The organism is Bradyrhizobium sp. USDA 3315, from assembly GCF_054056795.1.
Map to the genome: position 1 here is coordinate 9228894 of NZ_JBSRYP010000001.1, position 21532 is coordinate 9250425.

Here is a 21532-nt window from a genome sequence, read left to right on the forward strand (position 1 = left end):
ATGCCTGCCGTCAATACCCTGGCCAACACAGTTGACTGAAGCCGCAGAAATGCGCTGCGATGGATGTTGGGATCTAAGCACGGTCTCGGCGACACCGGACAAATTTCAGCAAATTATCCTCGCCGGATCATCCGTTATGGCATCGATACCGATCGTCCCGTTGAGGGTCCCCGGCTCAGCTGGGGCTGAAGATTACATACAGCAGAATTACGATCACGACGGCTGCCCAGCCGGCCGATGTGAGGAACACGGTTGCTCGAGACGGCATCGGACGATCTCTCCTGCATCAGCCAACGAAGCGACCGCCAGTCTCGGAAACGGCGCATCGCTGGATCAATCTTAAGAGCATACTTTTGATCCGCAATAAACCGGAACTTATCTCGCGCGCAACAGTTGCGATCAACCGCTGGAACGCCGGATTTTCTGCGCCTTCGCGTACATGCCTCAAGCCCGGCACTCAAGGATCGATGGACGTCTTGAGAATGCTATTCAAATAGCGCTGACGGCTCTGCATAGGTGAGTATTGTCAATTTGATTCCGAAGCGCTCGATTCAAAGGGCACCACTGCGTGCGTCGGCGCGCACCTTTGAAGACCAACTTGCCGATTCCAACATCAGCCTCATGATCATCTTGCGCGGCCTCATTACACGTCGCCCCAAGTCTCTTCGACTAACGCATCGATCATGTCGGATACATCATCTTGCACGACATTAAGTGTCAGCGAGATCCGCAACCGTGCCGTTCCCACAGGCACTGTTGGCGGCCGTATCCCACGGATGTCGAAGCCCCGCGCCTGAAGTGCAGAGGCGAGCCGCATCGCGCGGGCATTGTCGCCCACAACATAAGGAATGATTTGCGAGTTCGAAGAGCTCGCGCGACCGCACACGACGAGCTGCCGATGTGTAAAGTCGACCAGATCGATCAGCTGTCGTTGCCGTTCAGGCTCCTCCTGCAGGATTAAGATTGCCTCTCGCACCGCGACGGCCATTAGCGGTGATGGCGCGGTGGCGAAAATGAATGGACGACATCGATTGACCATGAAGTCGCGCAATACGCCGGAAGCCGTCACAAGTGCGCCCGCCGCGCCCAGTGCTTTGCCGCAGGTGTGGATCACCAAGAGATTCTCGCGCCCCTCATAGGGCGCAGTGAGGCCCCGTCCCTGCTCGCCGTAAACACCTGTGGCATGAGCCTCATCCACGACCAAGAACGCCTCGTAGTGCTCGGCGATTGCGACCAGATCTTTAAGGGGCGCGAAGTCTCCGTCCATGCTGTAGAGGCTCTCCACCACGATCCAGACGCGCCCCTTTCCGCCCTTGGCGCGCCAATCATCAATCGTGTCTTCGATCGATTCGGGGTCATTATGGGCGCTTAGCCGGAACTCGGCTCGGCCCGCTCGTGCGCCTTCATGGGTGCTGGCGTGTGCGAGCGAATCGAGAACAAGCAAATCGCCCCGCTGCGGCAACGTTGTCAGAATAGCAAAATTTGCGATGTAACCGCCGCCGAAGAACAGCGCTGTCTCCGCCCGGAAGAACCGCGCCGCCTCCGATTCGAGAGCTTCGTGCTCCTCACAATTGCCGCGCAGGAGCCGTGACCCACCAGCTCCGATCGGCGTACCGGCATCGAGCGCGGTGAATATAGCTTTCTTCATACGAGGCGCATTCGCCAGCGCCAGATAATCGTTCGACGCAAAATCGATCCCTGTGCGCGGCTTCAGGCCGCGCAACCGATCGTCTTCTTTCAAGGCTTCTAGAGCCGCGACATAAGCATTAAGCGGCGGGTGCATTGATCAAATATCCTGCCGCCCGCAGCCGGGCGCGACCGATCGAGTCTTCGTGGCACAGTTCTCAGCTTGTGCCATGTCATCGACGCGCGACGGATTTACATGTAGATCGAAGCGCGCTGGCCGAAGACGCACGGCGTCTGCAGTCCATCGGTTATGAACTAACGTCAGCCGAACAAGTCTCTTGTTCGGCTGACTCTTATTCTGCCGGTCGCGATCAAGCGCACCAGGATCGCTCAGCGACGCCACCAATCGCACGCCCTTGACTTCGTTCCATAACGTGAATGAGCAAGCAAGACGAGCACACCGACGCGATTCTCGACAAGCTTGCCCACGCCGGTGATGCCGACGCTGCTCACCTTGATGCCAGCGTCACGCGAAGACAGCTGCGCCTCCCCCAATTGTCCGGACCTAAAAGGCCCTCCCGAACGCCCGCCGAAAGGGCGAACCAATCGCGGTGCGGGCCACTCCGCCCTCGCGTAGTTATATTGGCAGATTGCACTTCCCCACGCGCGCGAAAACTTCGTACAAAGCGGACGAACTCGCGTTCGATCAGCGAGCGTGATCTAATCGTATCATAAGCGCCCGCTCCGTACACGAGCGATTGCGACACCGATACCAATTCTGGCGCACAAAACCGCCGACCTTCTTGGCGCGTGAGCCCACACAATCGTTCGGTGATTAACTTGTTCAAGGCATGTTCGAGAATTGAACCGGTCGAGCCTCTCACTGCGATGCGCTGTCTTGTGAATCGCTGGCAGTTATCTCGCTGGACTAGCGCAGCAAGCCATTATCGTACGCTTCCTAAAGATCTGCATTGTATGCGATCGAACCGGCAGTCGCCGCCGGATTGATACACGGGCCTGTAGTCTCTCACCGGCGTCAACTCGAGACTGACCTCTGGCAGAGCTTGTTTTTGCCCCGTTCCCCCAATTTGATATTTGCCGATCACAGCCGGGAAGGGCGGCCGGCGTGCATCGTCCTCAAAAAGGACGCAAGAATTGTACGAAACGGACAAACCCGCGCGCTATCATCGCTGACCTGCCCAGAATGGACCACAAGAGCACGTTCCGAAGGCTCTGTGCCATGATCATCAAACGCAATGGTCGAGCCCTTCCGCAATGGCGGGCTCAAACAGCAACAATTGCTAGTGATGTCGTTGGGCGGTACAATGGGCTCTTTCCCAGGAACCGTCCCGGACATAGAGGACCGGCGACATGTACGGGTACGTCACGCGTGCCAACATCGATCGTTATCTCAATGTGCTCTACAGCACTGATCTCACCAGCCATGAACGACAAACGGTCACGAGGTTGTTGCTCGGCGAGTTTGACAGGCTCCGTCATGATCCCGCACAGCTAGAGTTTGTCGAAAAGCGAGCCGCGAACGGCCGCGAAAGGGTGAACCACGCCAGGCGCCTACGCGAGTCCTATGCGCTCGGCACAATAGAGCGCGAAGAGTCGGATAGGTTGTTAGTAGACGTCGAAAGTCTTCAAAGCCTGCTGGATGCTTTTATAGTGGCGTGCACGAGTTCTCGCGGCATCTAAGACGGCGACTTGATCGTAGAATGCCGGCTAGGTGCGGCACGAGGTCGACTTGATCTTGGCCACATCCCTGCCTGCCATCCGCTTCTAACTCATAGCTCAAGTATGGATCTCCATGGGTGGAGATCCAATTTGCCACTGCGCCTTTATGTCGTGAACCGCTATCCCTGGAGTGAAATCCATCAAGAGACGGGACTCCAAGGCCGGTTTCAAGCGCTTTTGGGATAAAATTGCATTCAAACATCGCGCTCAGTGAAGACAATGACCCGATGAAAGCGTCTCGTTGGCGAACTGGACCAGGAGCAGGACATGGCCAGTCATTTCTATCGACTGCTTTACCGATTCCGCATGCGCGCATATGCCGAAGCGCTTTTTCGGCGTAGCGGGCACGAGAAGCAGGAAACACTTTGGCTGCAGTGCAGCCTGATGCGGCTTGGGAGCGAACTACGGCAATCCGACCACTGGTCCAGCACAGCTGGTCAGCCCGTGCGGGATGCGGCCGAAGCCATCGTCAGTCCCATCTGAGGACGCGGGAAGGCGTGCTGCCGAGAACAGCGCGTTACAGCCAGTCAGCAATCCCCGCTGGTGCCGGCCTTTCCGAGAGGATGGCATCGGCGTCTACAACAGCATGAACAGGCGCGAGAACCACCGACAGGAGGACGTCATCAAGAGATACTCCTCGCATGGAGCCCGCGGGTCGCCGGGCATTACGGCCACTTGCCGTCACCGCAGCACCGTAGCGCTATTCCGCGCTAGCCGACTCCTGGTTGCCGGCATCTGTCGCGATGCCGAACTGTTCGGTCGGATCGCGCCCCAGCTTCGGCTTCAGCTGCGCTAGTTCGATAAAATCATCTGCCTGCCGCCGGAGCTCGTCTGCGATTATCGGCGGCTGGACCGCAATGGTGGACACGACGGTGACATTGACGCCGCGGCGCTGCACGGCTTCAATCAACGAACGGAAGTCGCCGTCACCAGAGAAAAGGATCATCTGATCGATATGGTCCGCGAGTTCCATGGCATCGACCGCGAGCTCGATGTTCATGTTACCTTTCACCTTACGCCTACCGCTGGCGTCAAGAAATTCCTTGGTTGCCTTGGTGACGACGGTATAGCCGTTATAGTCCAGCCAATCGATGAGCGGCCGGATCGATGAATACTCCTGATCCTCGGCAATCGCCGTGTAATAGAACGCCCGCAGCAGCGAGCCCCGCCTCCGATACTCATCAAGCAGGCGCCTGTAGTCGATCTCGAAACCAAGCGCCTTGGAAGTGGCGTGGAGGTTGGGACCGTCAATAAAGAGGGCGAGCTTTTCAAATTTGGACATCACTGCTCCAGCTTCCAAAATGGATGCGCGGGGCCGCGCAGGTTATCCACTAGCCGCTTGCGAGGCAGAGCTGGAGGGTTGGCAGCCAAGGGGTCCCTTCCAATGACACGGAGCGTGATTTATGTCGAGGCTCATAGCGAAACGAGACCCGACTCAATGAAGTAGACGTGCTCGACATGCCTGTTCGGCTCATGCAGAGCTATACCTCTTTTCAGGGTGACCGCTCGAGGAACTGCGCTATTGCCGGTCCTGCAAATCACGTCGCGCCAGAATCGCATTTTTGACCAAGAGCAGCTCCTTGAGGCGCTGCAAAAGAGGCTAGGGCCTCGGCTGCGTGTTGATCGCCCGCTTGTGAGCTACACTTTTGGAGCAGTCCAGGCATCGACGACGGCGGCCACGTGGTCTGCCATGGCCTCTCTCCTGGCGTGCGTTTTTTTGTGCCCGCCCCCACGGAGACGAGCGTGGAGCCTGCTCCCCTCGCCCTGAAGCGATAAGCCACGCTGTGTCATAGACTCACAAGAGTTCAGGTCTTCCGCGCGTCTTACGACGTCGCGTAAGCCAAATTCAGATAGCCGCCACACAGCCAGCTCTTGGAAGCGCGCGTCTCTTGCTTTGCAACAGCCTGCGCGCAGCAGGGCGCGCCTACGAGCAAGGAAAGTCCTAGACACCACACCGCTTGAACTTGGTATGCAGGATGTTGGGATGTGGGATGAGCGTCCACAGAATGTTCTAAGATCACCGCAAGCAGATCGTTGCGGCTGGTCACGTGTTCTATGTCGCCGCAAGTGAGACGGGTAATTCCGCGAAATGGCCCGAAAATAACTAAACGATGACCACACGAAACAGACTGTTATGACGACCGCGCCGTTCGCATTGTTGACGCGATATGACCGGTCTGGTGGAGGCGAATGGCGCGGGGAATCACCGAATCGTTCCGTCGCGAAAAGATCAATCCAGGAGAGATGGATGAAGTTAGTGAAGACCTCTGTGATCGCATGCGCACTTGCGACCTTGCTTGTGAACCCTGTGTTCGCCCAAGGCCTCTCAGCCGACACCAAGGGTCACAACGGCGCACAGAGCGTACAGGGCGGCATGAGCGAAGATGAGGATGCGTCCCCTGAACCCCGCGCTGCGGGCGATAAAATGGGCACGAAGTCGACGAAGTCGGCCAAGGATACCAAGGGTGCAGCTGGCACCACCGGTACTACCCACAAGGGGACGGTTGGCGGCGCCGCAACCAGCGGTGCGCCGACAAGCGGCAAGCGTCAATAACGCGTAAGCCCTCTCGTCCGCAAACCTCCGGTCGCGCGCTGCGACCGGAGGTTATGTGCGGCGCAGACAGGCGGCCGCCATGCGGCGCCGGCGCGATCATCGTTCGCGAATCTTATGAGGGCGGTGACAAGATCCGTCCAGCGATCCGGCGGTGAAATGGCCTACGTGCTCGTCGGCGCTCTGAAGAAATTGGGGCCGGTCGTGCGGCGCGCCCGTCCGGGCCCCAGAACAATCGTCGATCAGATCAAGCGATGGTCGGCAAATAAGAGAAGCTCTGCAGAAGACGACAAACGTTGGATCGCGGGATGCGGCACAAACCATATGTTGCAGCCCGAATACCCTGCTACATGCACGTGCACGATGGCCCATTCAGTACACAATGTCTGCGCCGATAACGCACCCTCTCATGCATCGCAGGGCAACGCTGTCTCCCAGACATCGGCCACGCTGCGGAGGGCTTTTTTGTGCCCATTCCCTGCCCTTGGATAGATCGACGAACGCTTTCGCCGAGGCCTCGGGTCATGTCACGCTGGGCGACAGTTTTAGCGCAATCGGCGGCCTATCCCGACACTCCACACAAACAGGCTGAAGAGGAGACACCCGTGCGTTCGAGCAGACATCATTGAACCGAAAGCGCTTGAGCTGGCTGCGGGAACAATCCACGAGTCTGCCTTGCAGCGCGTAACCACTCCCATCCCAATGGCCTTAGCGGCGCTGCGGTTGGAAACCTTGCCCTTTCAATTACCCACATTTGACTCGGATTTGAGCGAGGCGCGGCGGGCGAAATCTTGAATCGGCAGAATCTGTTGTGATTCATTGTTGAGCACCTGATTCGGAAGTGGGGTGCTCGATGGGGTTGGTGAAGGAACGCGCGGAGACGCGTGCTCAGCGATTGACGACCGGTATCGCGACGTGGGTTGATCGAGAAGCTGCGGGATGCGAGTTTAAAGATGAGCGGCTTGGTCGCCGGTTCTGCAAATTGCTCGCACAAGTCGGGAGCGACATGGGTCAAAGCATCCCGTTGGTTTGTCAGGACTGGGCCAACACAAAGGCCGCCTATCGCTTCTTCTCCAACGAGCGGGTCAATGAGGCGGATATTCTTTGCGGTCATTTCGAGGCGACGCGCGGGCGCGTAGCGGCGACGGAGGGACCGATCCTCGTCCTCCATGACACGACGGAATTCAGCTTCAAGCGCGAGAAGCCGGATCTGATCGGCTTTACGGGCAAGACGGCAGGACGCACACAGTGCGGCATCCTGATGCATTCGAGTCTCGCCGTGACGACCGAGGGGCTTCCGCTCGGACTGTCGGCAATCAAGTTCTGGACCCGCAAGAAGTTCAAGGGGACGACGGCGCTGAAGCGAAAGATCAATCCGACACGGGTGCCGATCGAGCAGAAGGAGAGCATCCGCTGGCTCGAGAATTTACGGCAATCGACCGACCTTCTCGCTGCTCCTGGACGATGCGTTCATATTGGTGATCGCGAGAGCGACATCTATGAGCTGTTTTGCCTGGCCGAGGAGGTCGGAACGCATTTCCTGGTGCGAACCTGTGTTGATCGGCTTGCCGGGGACGGCAATCATACAATTGCCGACGAAATGGACGAGGTGACGATCAAGGGTCTACATCGGATCAAGGTCAAGGACGACAAAGGCGATCCCGACGACGCCGTTCTTGAGATCAGGTACCGCAAGATACGCGTCCTGCCGCCGATCGGCAAACAGACGAAATATCCCGCACTCACTCTGACCGTGATCCACGCTCAGGAGCGGGGAAGGCCGAAGCGGCGAAAGAAAATCGAGTGGAAGCTCCTCACCGATCTCCCGGTCCAATCGCGCAAGGACGCCATCAATAAGATCGAATGGTATGCCTTGAGGTGGAAGATCGAAGTCTTCCATAAGATCCTCAAATCTGGCTGCAAAGCAGAGGACTCAAAATTGCGAACTGCTGAGCGTCTGGTCAATCTGATCGCGGTCTTCTGCATTGTGAGTTGGCGCGTCTTCTGGATGACGATGCTCAATCGCTCCTCGCCCAATACCCTACCGCAAACCGCGCTGACAGATCCCGAAATCAGGCTTCTTGATCATTTGGTGAAAGACAGGGGTGGCGACTGCTCTCGACGAAGCACGCTCTCGCACTATGTCGTCAAGATCGCGCGGCTCGGAGGATATTTGGCCCGAGCCAACGATCCGCCTCCAGGAAATACCATGATCTGGCGCGGACTATCGCGGCTGACCGACATCGAACGGGGAGCTGCGATCGAGGCAAAAATTATGGGTAATTGAAAGAACCTTGCCCCGCATACGGGCTCAGAGGCTCGATCCAGAACCAGATACTCTCGCCGACGTTCTCCAAGATCCATTCTGACACGAAACCACTTGGCACAATAATCTCCGTCAATCACTGCTCAGCTATGAGGCATTGAGAAGTTCGAGATGGAGTTTCGGTCGTTCAGCTTATCGCGACGCAAAACCGTTTCGCGCTCGGAGATTCACGCCCGATTGTCCGATTCGTACAAAGTTTGATGCTGCCAGTGAGCACGATCTATCAACAAGACCATGCAGGCAGCGTGCTGGAGCGAATAGGTTGAGGCAGCCTTTAAGTCATCCGATCTCTGGCATCTACTGAGCCACAATCAGAAGCGATCTTACTGCGATAGGCGATTGCAGATATAACGCCGGTCTGCGGCGCGGCTATGAGGCGTAAGGCGGCAAAAGCAGGAGATCACTGTCAATCAAGCGCGATCGAAGCATTTCATTTCACCGCCATCCAGGATCTGAACGCGATATCGCGCCAGGAACATCCTTGTGATCCCTACCAAGATCAAATCATGGTAGATCGTCATGAGCTGATATGACCGATTCACCCAAAGCCCAGACGCGTAGTGCCGACGGCATCACGGCGCCGCTGCGGCACGCGACCTTCAGGCGCATCTGGCTTGCGAGCCTCCTGTCTAATGTCGGCAGCTTGATTCAAGGCGTCGGTGCAGCCTGGGCGATGACGCAGATGACGTCATCGGCTGACAAGGTGGCGTTGGTGCAGACCGCGCTGTTGCTGCCAGTAATGCTGATTTCGATACCAGCGGGCGCAATCGCTGATATGTACGATCGCCGCATCGTGGCACTTGTTTCGCTTGGCATCGCGCTCGGCGGCGCAACCGGCCTGACGGTGGCCGTCTGGCTTGGCTTGGCCACACCGAACGTCTTGCTCGTACTCTGCTTTGTGGTCGGCAGCGGCATGGCACTTATGGGACCGGCGTGGCAATCATCCGTAAGCGAACAAGTGCCGTTGGAAGCACAGCTGCCTGCGGCCATCGCGCTGAACGGCATCAGCTACAATATTGCGCGGAGCGTAGGTCCGGCCATCGGCGGAGTCGTGGTGGCAACCGCAGGTGCAGTGGCCGCATTCGCGCTCAACACGTTGCTCTATCTGCCGCTGATCGTCGCGTTGTTCCTTTGGAAGCGCGTCAGCACCCCCTCACGCCTGCCGCCTGAAAGATTGAGCCGCGCAATGGTGTCTGGCGTGCGCTACATCAGCAATTCGCCATCGATCAAGGTCGTATTGCTTCGCACCCTTGTAACCGGCGTCGGAGGCGGCGCGATTACTGCGCTGATGCCTCTGGTAGTGCGGGACGTGTTGCATGGCGACGCCCAGACCTACGGCATCATGCTCGGCGCCTTCGGCCTGGGTGCCGTGGTCGGCGCGCTGAACATCGCCGAGATCCGCAAACGAATGAGCGGCGAAGCCGCGATTCGCGCCTGCGCGTTGTCGATGGGCGCGGCGATGGCCGCGGTCGCACTCAGCCGCCAACCGGTGTTGACCGCGGCGGCACTGGTCCTGGCTGGAGCCGTGTGGATGATGACATGGGCGGTGTTCAACATCGGGGTGCAGCTGTCGGCGCCGCGCTGGGTGACCGGACGCTCGCTTGCAGCCTATCAAGCGGCGAGCTCAGGTGGGATCGCCGTCGGCAGCTGGGGTTGGGGCCATCTGACCGACGCGGCCGGCGTTGAAACCGCGTTGCTGGTGTCGGCCGCCCTGATGCTCGCCTCACCACTCATCGGCCGTTGGCTACCCATGCCCCGTGTCGGCGCGCGCGGCGAAGAGCCTGAGCTGCTCGCCGATCCCGAAGTACGGCTCGCCTTGACCGGACGCAGCGGGCCGCTCGTCGTCGAAATCGAATACCGAATTGCACAAGAGAATGCCCGAGCGTTTCACAACGTCATGCAAGACGTGCAACTGTCCCGCCAGCGCAACGGCGCCTATGGCTGGTCGATCGCGCGCGACATCGCCGATCCCGAACTCTGGACCGAGCGTTATCACTTTCCGACGTGGTTCGATTATTTGCGCTGGCGCAACCGCCCGACCCAGTCGGAACGAGCCCTGGAACGGCAGGCCATTCACTTTCATATCGGCCCTGCGCCGGTACGTGTCCGCCGCATGCTGGAGAGGCCATTCGGCTCGGTACGCTGGAAGGACGACACGCGCGAGGGCGCGAGGGTGGAAATGCGGCCCGAGATGGCAAGCACGGCAAACGCACGTAGCCGCCCCCTTAGGCCGATCAAGTAACCCGGTTTGCCGAAGCCCGGAGCCTTGGCGGACGGATGTGCTCGAATGCAGAAGGTCTGTTTCGGGCATAGTTCAAAGTGCGAGCAGCCCGCCAGCGAATCCGATCTCATGACCAAGGCCAGCCTCGCTGGCCGCGTCACTCGAGCACTTATGCACTTCTGACAGGCTTCGAACTCCATCCGCTCTTGTTATGCCGCGCTTCAACCAGTTACGACGCAATAACGCTGCAAAGATGCACCATCACGCAGAGAAAGCAGGAATAGTGCAATCAGAATCGCCAAAAATTCAGCTTAGCGAACTGCCACTCTGTGTCTCCTTATAGGTACAATCGAGGGCGATTCATGCGCAATCATGACCTGGTCTCCGGTAGTCTCCTCGCGCTGACCGCAACCAGCGTCCCGCTCCTCTGCTCGAGCCTGCTCCTCTTTGCCTTCATTTGAAACGGGCGCCGGTTGCCTTGTCGCGTCACGAAGGCTGACCCCGCCATCAAATATCCGGAGTTCTACGAACTCTAAGGACCGACAAGGATTCTGACCTGGTCGCGGCTCGGCTGACGCCGAGGGCATCGCGATTCCCTCGGGCCAGCAGCTAGGACAGCGAAAACAGCTCTGCGCTCGCTTATGGCTGCCTCCGTCGATGTCGGTGAGACATGTTGATTGTTTTCAAACGGGGGACGGTGTGAAAGATCGCCTCATCTCTCTCCTGTCCGGACCGCCCGCCTGTCGCGTACGCATTCCTGACGCGGCGGGCTCTGTACGTTGCGGACCGAGCTATTACTTTCCTGGCTGCATGATTCCGCTAGTGTTCGTTCAACGTAGCCCCGCGCGTTGAACGAGCGGCGGGCGATATGAGATGGGCAACGCGTTGCGAGAATGAGACGGGACGAACGTTTGTACGGTAACGTTGCTCGTTGATATTGCTCTACCCTTGCGTATGACGCCCCGGCTCATCACTCTACTGGAACGGCATCGGAAAATGTCCTTGTACTGCTTTCGGGCGATGAGGTGCCTGCCGATAGTTCCTCGAACCTTTATATGGTTCGGCGTGACGGACTGCTTCTCCACCGGCTCAAGGTGGCTGCTGCTCCATCATGACAGTGCACTCGAAGGGGTTCGATGCGCGACCGTGACTTTATCTCCGGCTGCTTTTTAGGCGCTGGCCGTCGCCGGGCTCGCTTTACTTTGCTCGACTTACTCGCCGCTGCATTACCTTGTGAGGACCATCCATGACATCACTCAAGCTGATCGGCTTTGCGTTTGGAGCACTGATTGCGCTGTCCACCGAGGCATTGGCGGAGGACATCACCATCGCCGTCGCTGGGCCAATAACTGGGGGCGAGTCCGCCTTCGGGCGGCAGATGAAGAACGGCGCCGAGATGGCGATGGACCAGATCAACGCTTCCGGCGGCGTACTCGGCAAGAGGCTCGCCCTCGACATTGAGGACGATGCCTGCGATCCCAAGCAGGCGCGATCGGTCGCGGAGAAAATCGCTGCCGCCAAGATCCCATTCGTTGCCGGGCACTTTTGCTCTTCGTCGTCGATCCCGGCTTCGGAAGCCTATGCGGACGGCAACGTACTGCAGATCACGCCCGCCTCGACCAACCCTCTGTTCACCGAGCGCAAACTATGGAACGTGGCGCGCGTCTGCGGTCGCGACGACCAGCAGGGCCAGGTTGCTGCCGATTATATCGCCAAGCATTTCAAGGGCAAGAACATCGGCATTCTCAACGACAAGACCACCTATGGCAAGGGGCTTGCCGACGAAACGAAGAGGGCCCTCAACAAGGCCGGCGTCATCGAGAAGATTTACGAGTCCTATAACAAGGGCGACAAGGATTTCAATGCGATTGTCTCGCGCCTGAAGCGTGACAATATCGACCTCGTCTATCTCGGCGGCTATCACCAGGAAGCAGGTCTCATCCTGCGCCAGATGCGTGATCAGGGCCTGAAGACCGTACTGATGTCGGGTGACGCCTTGGCTGACAAGGAATTTGCCTCGATCACCGGCGCAGCTGGAGCGGGCACGCTCTTCACTTTCGGGCCAGACCCGCGGAAGAAGCCGGCGGCGACTGCCATCGTCAGCAAGTTCAGAGCCAGGAATATCGATCCCGAAGGGTACACCCTCTACACCTACGCTGCGGTGCAGGTCTGGACCCAGGCCGCTATCACAGCCGGCACCACGGATCCGAGGAAGGTGATGGACGTGATCAAGGCGGGCTCCTGGGACACGGTGATTGGCAAACTGGAATACGATGCCAAGGGTGACATCAAGCAACTCGACTATGTCGTTTACAGGTGGGACGACAAGGGCGGCTATAGCGAGACCAACCCGAGCGCGTTCTGACGCATCCTAGGCCGACGCATCAAAGCTGGCGTGTCTCCCGGAGCGATGATCAATGCCGATCGATCGATTACTCCAGGGCTGCAAGCTACGGCCGGAAGAAATTGAATGTCTGAGCTTGGCCTATGCACGGACACTGCATTCGCTTTGCTTGGTTGATCGTGACGACCCTATCGCCGAAATCGTCGCAAAGAAGGTTATCGAGATCGGCGCAAGCGGGGTTAGCGATCCAGCAGAGATATCAAAGCTCGCTGTGGAGCAGCTTGGTATCCGTGGATCACTATCGGCATAAAGCGAGCACCGCATGCAAACGCTGATCGTTGACCTTTACCCGATCGATGCACGGTCCGCTCTCCAGGTTCAACGCCTTTCACCAGGTTGGAGGCAATGGAGCTTGTTAGACCTGCCCTGACGCAGATCTATGAGCGGTCGACAAAATGAATCGACTGATCGAGAGCCTGCAGACCCAGAGTTTTCCGTGCGATACGTATCACTCATGTCCATCGATCCACGAAGCGGTTCGACCGGAAATTACGCGGCCCCGCCCCATGAAGAACAAGGGCGGGGCCGCTCCCCCCCCCCGGGGGGACGCCGCGCTGCGGATCATAATGGCTATTGTCTAATGTCCATCATCTGCGGATTGACCATTCGGTATACGGCCGAGCGCGTCAGTCGGATTGCGGCTTTCGGCCCTCTGCATTCTGGGTGACATTGCGCAAGACGAGTTCAGAAAGCTGCACGACGAGCTGTTTGAGACGGGCGATCTCCTGTCTGCAGCGCACCAGCTCACGCTCTTCATCTGTCGTTGTCGACAGTTCATAGCGGCTCCCAACCGCATGATTCATTTGACCCTCTATCCGACCAAATACCCGCGAACGACAGTTCAAGCACACCCTATTGCCCCGTAATTGTACGGGCACATCGGCCTTTCTACGCCACTAAACACTGTACGCAGCGATCCAACTATCTCGCCGAGCGGATCAATGTGTTATCCGTGCTACAGATCGGTCCGTTTCGTACATACATAAACTCGCTGGCATGACGCGCCAGGACGTCGAGCTTTGTCCTCTTGGTGCCGAAACGAATAATCACTTCGGATTTCGATTGCCAGCCTGACTTGCACGTCACGCTGACGATGGAGCGCACTACCCCCGAAACCTATCCAGGCTGACGACGCGATCGCCGTTCCCGCTGAGAAGGTCTGCCGATCGCGTTTCAGGGGCTTCAGATCCGGACGCCCATTCGACGGCGTCCTTTCCACCCTCACTCATGATCGACCGCAAATTAGATGCATACTTGCGTAGCCCGATGAGCCGCCCGGCTCCGGAATTGCTTTTCTGGATGCCGCCGAGACGCGATGCGCAAGGCGTCGTATCGAGCCGAGGTCGGCTACGCGCTCGTGAGCCTTAACGCTCGGTTGGAGGGTACCGCAGCCCGGCGGTCCACGCGATCGCGCGCTACGCTTCGTCGTTCTGCAGAAGTAAGAAGTAAGCGGCTTATCGTCGAGTTTTACGGGATAGCCAGAAGGTCGTCGTCCGGTACGTTTGTCGTTATCCCGCATCCCCCTGGACATCGCGTAGAGCTCGAATAGGAGAGAAGAGACGTTGAACATCAAGGGGAACCGTGCAGAATGGATCGCGATCTCTGCAGGATCGGCACGAGCATCATTGCACTTATGCCCCACTCCTACCTCAGGGATATCCTCGCAAAGTCCGCTGCGCTCACCCATGCGTTTTGGCGCGAGACGTTGATTCACACAGCGATCTATCGCGAATTGATCGAAAATCTTGGCTCCCGGGAAGCGCTGCCCCGGCTTGCTCATCTTCTTTGCGAGATCGCCGCGCGGCTTGAGCTCGTCGGGCTTTTGGACAATGGTCGCTTCCATGTTCCATTCACGCAGCAAGACATCGCCGATGCATGCGGACTTTCGAAGGTGCACGTGAATCGGACAATCCAGGAGCTTAGGCGCAGGAAGCTAATTGAATGGAACGGACATGCTGTTGATCTTCTTCAGCGAGATCGGCTCGAGTCGCTTGCAGAATACCGCCCCTCCTACCTGATGCGCTGAATTGCTTCGGCCGTTGCTGCCTGCACAGCTGTGTCTAAACATCTCAGGCGCTGTTCGCCATTCGACAGGCAAGGTCGAGCGCCGGTTGAATTGGCTTTGGGGCGAATGCATTGCTCGTGGGCGAAGTCCAGGGCAACTCGCCCGCCCGGCCAGCGCCCCGCCGCGATCTTGCCGCAGCGCACGGGTGTCGTCGATCGGATTCGAGGAGCGCCCAGCAAGCTCCAGAAAATCTGTCGTCCTCAATCGTTGAGGAGCTCGCGGGCCACAGGAGAATGATTTCCATGTTGCCCGCACAGCTCAGGCGTTTGGCTGTGATGTGCCCGCCGAATGAGCCGCGCCCCGCAACTCCCCGGCAAGGATGCTCAGATCGGGCACCAAACCTGTTGCGCCCGGACCAATCAGTCCGGTGTTGGTAGAATGATCATCGCGCATTTGAGATCGTCGACGCCGACCGTGTCATTCGGCTGGCTAACAAGACGCTCAAATGGTGCGCTGAAGGTTCTCGGCCGGCAATCAGAAAACACGTCAGCTTCTGGAAAGGCCAACAGGCATGAGCTCACATGGAAAACATGCGCGCAACGACGCCTGGATCGCGGTGCGGTGCACGACCATCAAAAAAAGCGAATGCAACACGTACGTCTACCCCTCTCGGACCACTTAGCTGCTTGTGAAAGTCGGTCAGCTTGAAATTGTATGCGGGTCAGCTCAAAGAGCTTGAATCGCACGCGGCGTCACGTTGTACCATCTCAGAGCAGCTAACGAGGATACCCGAGCTGCCATGATGAGACGATGACGCCGATGCAGTCGGTATGTGTACAGCAGAGAGCAGTGCCACTGTTCCGATCATCGTCTATGAGATTACGCAAAGGAGCACAATCGACACCAGATTTGTCTGACATTGATCCTTTCGCTGTTTGAATTTGCGGTAAAAGCCTTGCCGCAAATACCGCCGACAGTCCTCCCTCTGTCGACGGAAGTTGGCGCGATGCTTAGCAGCCTCGCTCCCCCAGACTGACTCACGCCCGGCCATCGATCAGGCCGGGCCTTTTTTGTCGTCCATGAAGGGCGCAGCTTGAGTCGCTCTAGCCAGCATCTGATGATTGCGTAGGGTTGTGAAAGAATTGAATTTCTGGTGGGTCCATCAGACTGGCTGAGTCTCTCGCGATCAAACCGCGTACAATTCGTACAATGATAAACTAGAGTAGTGACCGATCGACGCACTCTAGCGAGTGCGGTCTCAAAATACTCCCCGCATGACGTCTCGAAGCGGAACTTGCGAGCGCCTTCTCGATCACGAAAGTATATGTTAGAATTGCATTCCGGAAAAGCCGCTTGCTCATATTCATGCCGTTGATGGCCTTGAAGGGCTTGAATCGCACGCGGCGTCACATTGTACGATCTCACGGCGATGATCCTTGGCAAACGAGCGAAGCCAAACCGGATAATCCGGGGCGATCGCATGGATCAGCCGCGCGTTCAACTCGCGATGAGACTTGTTTGATGGCACCTCCTCTCTAATGAATACGGCGCGATTGCGCATCGGCGATATTTCTTGCCAGAAGATAGGAAAATGACGGCCGATATTGTTGATGTATGCGTAATCGGGAGTGGCGCCAGCGGCTCGACGGTCGCTCACGAGATCGCGCAACGCGGATTGCGAGTACTCCTTCTTGAGGAAGGTCGAACACTTCCTCCCGGCGCTTCGCTGGCGAGCGTCCAAAATGGCATGGATAGCGCCCTGGTACAGTCTGCGGCAGGGACGTTGACGCCGTTCGGGCGTCCGTGGACCGTCTGCGCGCTCGGCGGCGGAATGACTTTATATGCCGGAATAGCCTTCCGCTGTCGCGCCATCGATTTTGACGCACGAGCGCATGTGGCCGGGGACGCGCTCGACCCGAGCTGGCCGATCGACTACACCGAACTACGCCCATTCTATGAAGAGTTGGAACGGCGCGTGGGAGTGGCCCGCCTGGCCGGAGCGGACCCGCTCGAGCCGCCGAGCGATCCTCCCGTTCTGCCACCGCACCAGTACAGCGTGCAGGGCCAGTTGATTGCCGATGCCGGGGCACGCCTGGGCCGGCTGCCGTTCCCCACTCCATTGGCAATCAACTCGATCCCATATCGCGGCCGGCCAGCCTGTCGCTGCGAGGGACCATGCAACGAACATCTGTGCCCGAGCGGCGCGAGGGCCGACGCACGCTCGCCGTTCACGGGTATCGCCCTGCCGCTGGACGCGCTGACGATTGCACCCGGCAGCAAGGCCGTCCGCATCGATCTCGGCAGCGTCAGTCGAGCCGACTCGGTGGAATGGGTGGACACTCTCAACCGACAACGCTCTCGGGTCCGCGCCCGCTGCGTGGTACTCGCGGGCAACGCAGTGCAGTCTGCCGCCCTGCTCCTACGGTCGGCGCAGCCGGCGGCGCCCAACGGCATCGGCAACGCATCTGGCATGGTCGGCAGTGGCATCTCGTTTAAGATCAGCGGCTACGTGTCCGGTAGGACCACAATAAATCCGCCGATCGCGTCCCAGCCCGGCCGCCCCTTCTCCACTGTCGCGGTGTCCGATCACTACCTGGACGACGAGGCGCCTTCGGGGCTCGGCGGAATGATCTACGAAGCAAGTCCGCCTGAACGCACGGATTCCGACGGAGGGATAAGGCTACGGCTGCATTTTTTGGCGGCCGATCAGCCCATGCGCAACAACGCGGTCCGGCTGGCCACCAGCCGGGACAGGCTGGGTTTGCCCAAGATCATTCTCGATTACCGGACCCATCCCCTCGACAAGCGCCGACTAGGCTACTTGTCCCGGCATGCGTCGAACTTGCTGGCCGAGGCTGGGGTAAAACAAGTCGATTACCAAGATTCCAATTATCAGTTCGGCAGCGGTCACCTGCATGGCGGCTGCCGTGCCGGCGTCGACCCGACCCAATCCGTGGTCGACCGCTGGGGCCGGGTGCATGACATCGACAATCTCTATGTCGCGGATGGCGGCTTCTTTCCCTATTCGGGAGGCGTCAATCCGACATTCACCATTCAGGCGAACGCGCTGCGGATCGCTCGAAGAATAGTCACGCAGCTCACCTAAGGGCATGATTATCAAACGGAGACGGCTCATGTCCAACGTCACGCCGACTGCCACCGCGGCCGCGACCGACGCGCACAGATCAGCACTACGCCGCGCGTTGCGTGTCACCGCGTCAGAGAAATGGGATCTCAACAGGCGTTTTCCGGTCGTAATGACGCGCGCTTCGGGTGCGCATGCATGGGACATCAATGGAAGGCAATACATCGATTTCACTTCCTGTAGTGGTGCCGCGCCGCTCGGAGCCGGATACGAGCCGGTCGTCGCGCACGCAGCCACCGAGATGCGCCGTACCGGCGGCATATTGCCCGGACCGCTGTCCGTGCAGCGGGTCGAACTGGCCGAACGGTTGGCGGAGATCTTTCCCGTCGCGGAGCGCTCGATGTTCTTCCGCACCGGGTCGTGTGCAACCACCGCCGCCGTCCGCCTTGCCCGCGCATTCACAGGGCTGAACCACGTGCTTACCAGCGGATATCATGGCTGGCACGATTGGCAGTTGCAGGACAGACCGGAGATGGGGCTACCCAATCGGGACCGGGACAGCGTGGATTTCCGCTACAACCTGGACTTGCTCGACGAACTGGCAAGTGTCCAGCGTGTCGCCGCGGTGATCATCACCCCCGAGGTCAACTTCTTCCCGCCCGAATACCATCAGGAACTACAGAGGTTGGTGCATCGGCACGGCGCCTTGCTCATCCTTGACGAGGTGATGACCGGATTCCGCTACGGCATTGGCGGCTACCACATGGCGGTCGGCCTCACGCCCGATTTGATCACGCTAAGCAAGGGACTGGCCAATGGAATGGCTCTGTCCGCTGTCGCGGGTCGCGCGGACGTGCTCGCGGCCGCCGAGAAGACATACATGGGCAACACCTACCAGCGAGAGGTTACGCCGTTCGCGGCCGCACTTAGCACCCTGCGCGCGCTGCGCGACGGGACCTTGCTGGCTCGGATGCGCGAGGTCGGCGTGCAACTGATCAACGGGCTCAACGAGGTCTTCGCCAGACAGCAGGTCGCGGCATGGGCGTTCGCCTGGCCGACTATGTTCGATGTCGTATTTGCCAACGCCGAACTTGGCCACGCCTTCTTCCAGGAGATGTGGGCGCGGGGTTTTCTCATGCAGTATGGCGGCCGCTTCATGCCATCGGCGGCGGTATCCGACGCCGATGTGCAGGCGGCCATCGAAGCTGCTGGAGAGGCCCTGCCGGCGGCGCTGTCCCGCATGGAGAGCACCGGTGGCGACCCGGATCCAGTCGCAGCCGCTGTACGGTTCGCCAGGGATCATTTCGTGGCCACTCCGGGGGCCGTTCGGCGCTGGTTCATCGCACCCGTCTGCGGATGAGCGCGCGTTTTCCAACAGAGAACACGGCCATGCCGCTGCCTACATTTTCCACGTCTCCGGTGCTGCTCGGCGGCGAGAACCGCTCGGGCACCACATTGCTAAGCATCGTGCTGGATTCGCATCTGGATCTGGTAGCCGGGCCAGAGATCGACTTCCTCGAACCGCCCGATCTCGGTCCGCACATCCTGCGCGCGATCGACCTGCTGGCGGCCGGCGATTCCCGGGTCGCGGGCATGACCAAAACCACGGTCGATCCGTTCTGGTATGACGGGGCGCATTTTGTGGTCCAGTGCCGCCGGTTCGGCCTCGACTTCGATGATATACGTGGGTTGGTCAGCAAGGTGATGGTCGAGATGGGCGAGGACATTGTTTCGTTCGCCGCCCGATGCCGCCTTATCAACGAGATCGGCGAGTTGCGCCGAGCACGTAGCGGGGCCCAGCGCTGGGGCTTGAAACTGCAGCGCAAGATCACCCGGACCGACGACTTCGCCCGGCTGTGGCCGCGCGCACATTTCGTGCATATCGTGCGGGACGGCCGCGACGTTGCGGCCTCCCATTTGAAAACCGTTCCTGATTGGGGGCACCGAACTGTTGCCGACGCCGCGCGCGGTTGGCTTGAAGTGGTATCTCGGCCGCATCGAATAGCGCCGCCTGGCCGTTATCTCGAGGTGCGTTACGAGGATCTTGTAAGCAGTCCCCGTCCCACTCTGGCCCGAATCCTGGATCACCTTGGCTTGCCTTGGGACGAGGCCGTGCTGCGTCACGCCGAATACGAGCACGTATTGTTCGAACAACCGCACGGCCATCCGGCGGCCGAGGCTGCGGGAAAGCCGCTGCACCGAGGCAGCATCGGTCGATACGTCCGAGATCTGACGCGAGCCGAGATCGAGGAGTTCGAGCAGATCGCCGAAAGTGAGCTGAGCCGACTGGGGTATCTGTCGGTTCCCAGCCTGCCTGGCGACGCGTGAGCCGCCCGCGCTGTTCCGCCGCGCCTGGCGGACTGCCGCGAAGCTATCTTGCGCTTCTCGTCGGCCAGACCATTTCGCTGCTGGGCTCCAATGTAACCTTGCTAGCGCTGCCGCTCACCGCAATCACGTTGCTGGATGCGGGTCCAGCGCAAACGGGGCTGCTGCTGGCCTGCGGTCGGGCGCCGTACCTGGTGGTCAGTCTGTTCGCCGGGGTCATCGTGGACCGCCTCCCGCATCGACGGATCCTTTTGACCGCCAATCTGGTGATGGCGGCAACGCTGGCCACAATTCCCTTGTCCGCCAGCCTTGGACACCTTGGACTGGTTCAGTTGTACACGACAAGCATGCTGGTTGGGGTCGCCGCAGTGATCGCTGACGTGGCTTATCTGGCGTGCATACCCACCGTCCTAGACCGATCACAGCTGGTTCGGGCGCAGAGTTCATTGGAGCTCAGCCAAGCGGGCGCGATGGCGGTAGGTCCGTTCCTGGCCGGTTGGCTCATCAACGAATTCTCAGCCCCGACCGCAATACTGGCGGATTCGGTTTCGTTTCTGCTCGCCGCCGCGTTGCTGTCTCTGGTGCCCATGCGTAACGCTGGGTGCTCAGGGGCCGAGTCGAGCGCGGTGCTCGGCCAAGTGGCCGAGGGGCTGGCGAGCGTGTTCGGCAATCCGATTCTGAGGGCAGTCACGTTGGCCAGCGGCACATTCATCTTTTGGCACAACGCGTATTCTGCGGCGTTTCTGCTGCATCTGACCAAGGATCTTGGATTTGAGAGCCGGGTCGTCGGCATGGTGCTCGGCATCGGCGCGCTTGGCGGTGTGGTCGGCGCGGCTAGTTCACCGCGGGCGGGTCGGGCAATCGGCCTCGGCCCAACTTTAATGATCGGTTTGGCGGTGAGCGCCGGCGGAATGAGCTTGACGGCCCTGCTCACCCAACCCTGGTGGGCCGCAGTGGCATGCGTGACGCTCTCCCAGTTCATGCTGTGGATCGGCCAAGGGATCTACAACGTGCAGCAGGTTCCGATTCGATATGCGTTGGTCCCGCAGCACTTACAAGGCCGCGTCAATGCGAGCATCCGCAGCGTGGTGTGGGGACTGGCCTCATTGGGTGCGCTGGTCGGCGGCGCGGCCGCTGCTGCAACGAGCCTGCGTACCACGTTGCTCGCGAGCAGCGTGCTTGGCACGGCCTCGATAGTGTGGATTTGGCGGTCGCCGCTGCGCCAGGCGCGCAGCTTGCGTCTGTGACC

Annotated in this window: 15 protein-coding genes; 12 read left to right on the top strand and 3 right to left on the bottom strand. The window is 59.3% G+C overall.

The features are described from left to right. Nucleotides 1-643 precede the first annotated feature (643 nt). Complete coding sequence (locus tag ACVIYL_RS43050; RefSeq protein ID WP_456781514.1) at nt 644-1783, bottom strand: 8-amino-7-oxononanoate synthase; 1140 nt, start codon at nt 1781-1783, stop codon at nt 644-646. A gap of 1214 nt (nt 1784-2997) precedes the next feature. Between ACVIYL_RS43050 and ACVIYL_RS43055 the strand changes: the two genes are divergently transcribed. Both ACVIYL_RS43055 and ACVIYL_RS43060 read left to right on the top strand, forming a co-directional pair. Further along, nucleotides 2998-3327, top strand: coding sequence for a hypothetical protein (locus ACVIYL_RS43055; protein ID WP_456781515.1), 330 nt, complete (start codon nt 2998-3000; stop codon nt 3325-3327). Between the two features lie 306 nt (nt 3328-3633). Then, the gene (locus ACVIYL_RS43060) at nt 3634-3849 is read left to right on the top strand and encodes a hypothetical protein (RefSeq protein WP_310883039.1); all 216 of its coding nucleotides are present in this window, start codon (nt 3634-3636) and stop codon (nt 3847-3849) included. A gap of 217 nt (nt 3850-4066) precedes the next feature. Here the strand turns inward: ACVIYL_RS43060 and ACVIYL_RS43065 are convergent, their stop codons facing one another. Then, on the bottom strand, nt 4067-4648 hold the full coding sequence (locus tag ACVIYL_RS43065; RefSeq protein ID WP_456781516.1) for a LabA-like NYN domain-containing protein: 582 nt from the start codon (nt 4646-4648) through the stop codon (nt 4067-4069). A gap of 966 nt (nt 4649-5614) precedes the next feature. On the opposite strand from ACVIYL_RS43065, the gene ACVIYL_RS43070 reads away from it, so the two are divergent. The 5 genes from ACVIYL_RS43070 (at nt 5615) to ACVIYL_RS43090 (ending at nt 13118) form a co-directional block, all read left to right on the top strand. Then, on the top strand, nt 5615-5920 hold the full coding sequence (locus tag ACVIYL_RS43070; protein ID WP_456781517.1) for a hypothetical protein: 306 nt from the start codon (nt 5615-5617) through the stop codon (nt 5918-5920). An 850-nt stretch (nt 5921-6770) separates the two neighbouring features. Then, nucleotides 6771-8204: an IS4 family transposase gene (locus ACVIYL_RS43075; protein ID WP_456779677.1), complete on the top strand. Its 1434-nt coding sequence runs from the start codon at nt 6771-6773 to the stop codon at nt 8202-8204. A gap of 568 nt (nt 8205-8772) precedes the next feature. Further along, on the top strand, nt 8773-10485 hold the full coding sequence (locus tag ACVIYL_RS43080) for an MFS transporter (protein WP_456781518.1): 1713 nt from the start codon (nt 8773-8775) through the stop codon (nt 10483-10485). Between the two features lie 1225 nt (nt 10486-11710). Next, entirely contained in the window at nt 11711-12829 is a 1119-nt protein-coding gene (locus ACVIYL_RS43085) for a branched-chain amino acid ABC transporter substrate-binding protein (RefSeq protein ID WP_456781519.1), read from the top strand. A gap of 52 nt (nt 12830-12881) precedes the next feature. Then, nucleotides 12882-13118 (top strand): hypothetical protein, encoded by a 237-nt coding sequence (locus tag ACVIYL_RS43090; protein WP_310883044.1) that lies wholly within the window; start codon nt 12882-12884, stop codon nt 13116-13118. A 376-nt stretch (nt 13119-13494) separates the two neighbouring features. Here the strand turns inward: ACVIYL_RS43090 and ACVIYL_RS43095 are convergent, their stop codons facing one another. After that, complete coding sequence (locus ACVIYL_RS43095; RefSeq protein ID WP_310883045.1) at nt 13495-13671, bottom strand: hypothetical protein; 177 nt, start codon at nt 13669-13671, stop codon at nt 13495-13497. A gap of 785 nt (nt 13672-14456) precedes the next feature. Here ACVIYL_RS43095 and ACVIYL_RS43100 point away from each other — a divergent pair. The 5 genes from ACVIYL_RS43100 (at nt 14457) to ACVIYL_RS43120 (ending at nt 21530) form a co-directional block, all read left to right on the top strand. Then, nucleotides 14457-14894: a Crp/Fnr family transcriptional regulator gene (locus ACVIYL_RS43100; protein ID WP_456781520.1), complete on the top strand. Its 438-nt coding sequence runs from the start codon at nt 14457-14459 to the stop codon at nt 14892-14894. Nucleotides 14895-16464: 1570 nt separating this feature from the next. Continuing rightward, the gene (locus ACVIYL_RS43105) at nt 16465-17979 is read left to right on the top strand and encodes an FAD-dependent oxidoreductase (RefSeq protein WP_456781521.1); all 1515 of its coding nucleotides are present in this window, start codon (nt 16465-16467) and stop codon (nt 17977-17979) included. Between the two features lie 28 nt (nt 17980-18007). Beyond that, the gene (locus tag ACVIYL_RS43110) at nt 18008-19318 is read left to right on the top strand and encodes an aminotransferase class III-fold pyridoxal phosphate-dependent enzyme (RefSeq protein WP_456781522.1); all 1311 of its coding nucleotides are present in this window, start codon (nt 18008-18010) and stop codon (nt 19316-19318) included. Between the two features lie 29 nt (nt 19319-19347). Continuing rightward, the gene (locus ACVIYL_RS43115) at nt 19348-20286 is read left to right on the top strand and encodes a sulfotransferase family protein (protein WP_456781523.1); all 939 of its coding nucleotides are present in this window, start codon (nt 19348-19350) and stop codon (nt 20284-20286) included. Beyond that, nucleotides 20283-21530, top strand: a complete 1248-nt coding sequence (locus ACVIYL_RS43120; RefSeq protein WP_310883050.1) for an MFS transporter — start codon at nt 20283-20285, stop codon at nt 21528-21530. Before ACVIYL_RS43115 ends, ACVIYL_RS43120 begins: the two co-directional genes overlap by 4 nt. Nucleotides 21531-21532: the final 2 nt, after the last annotated feature.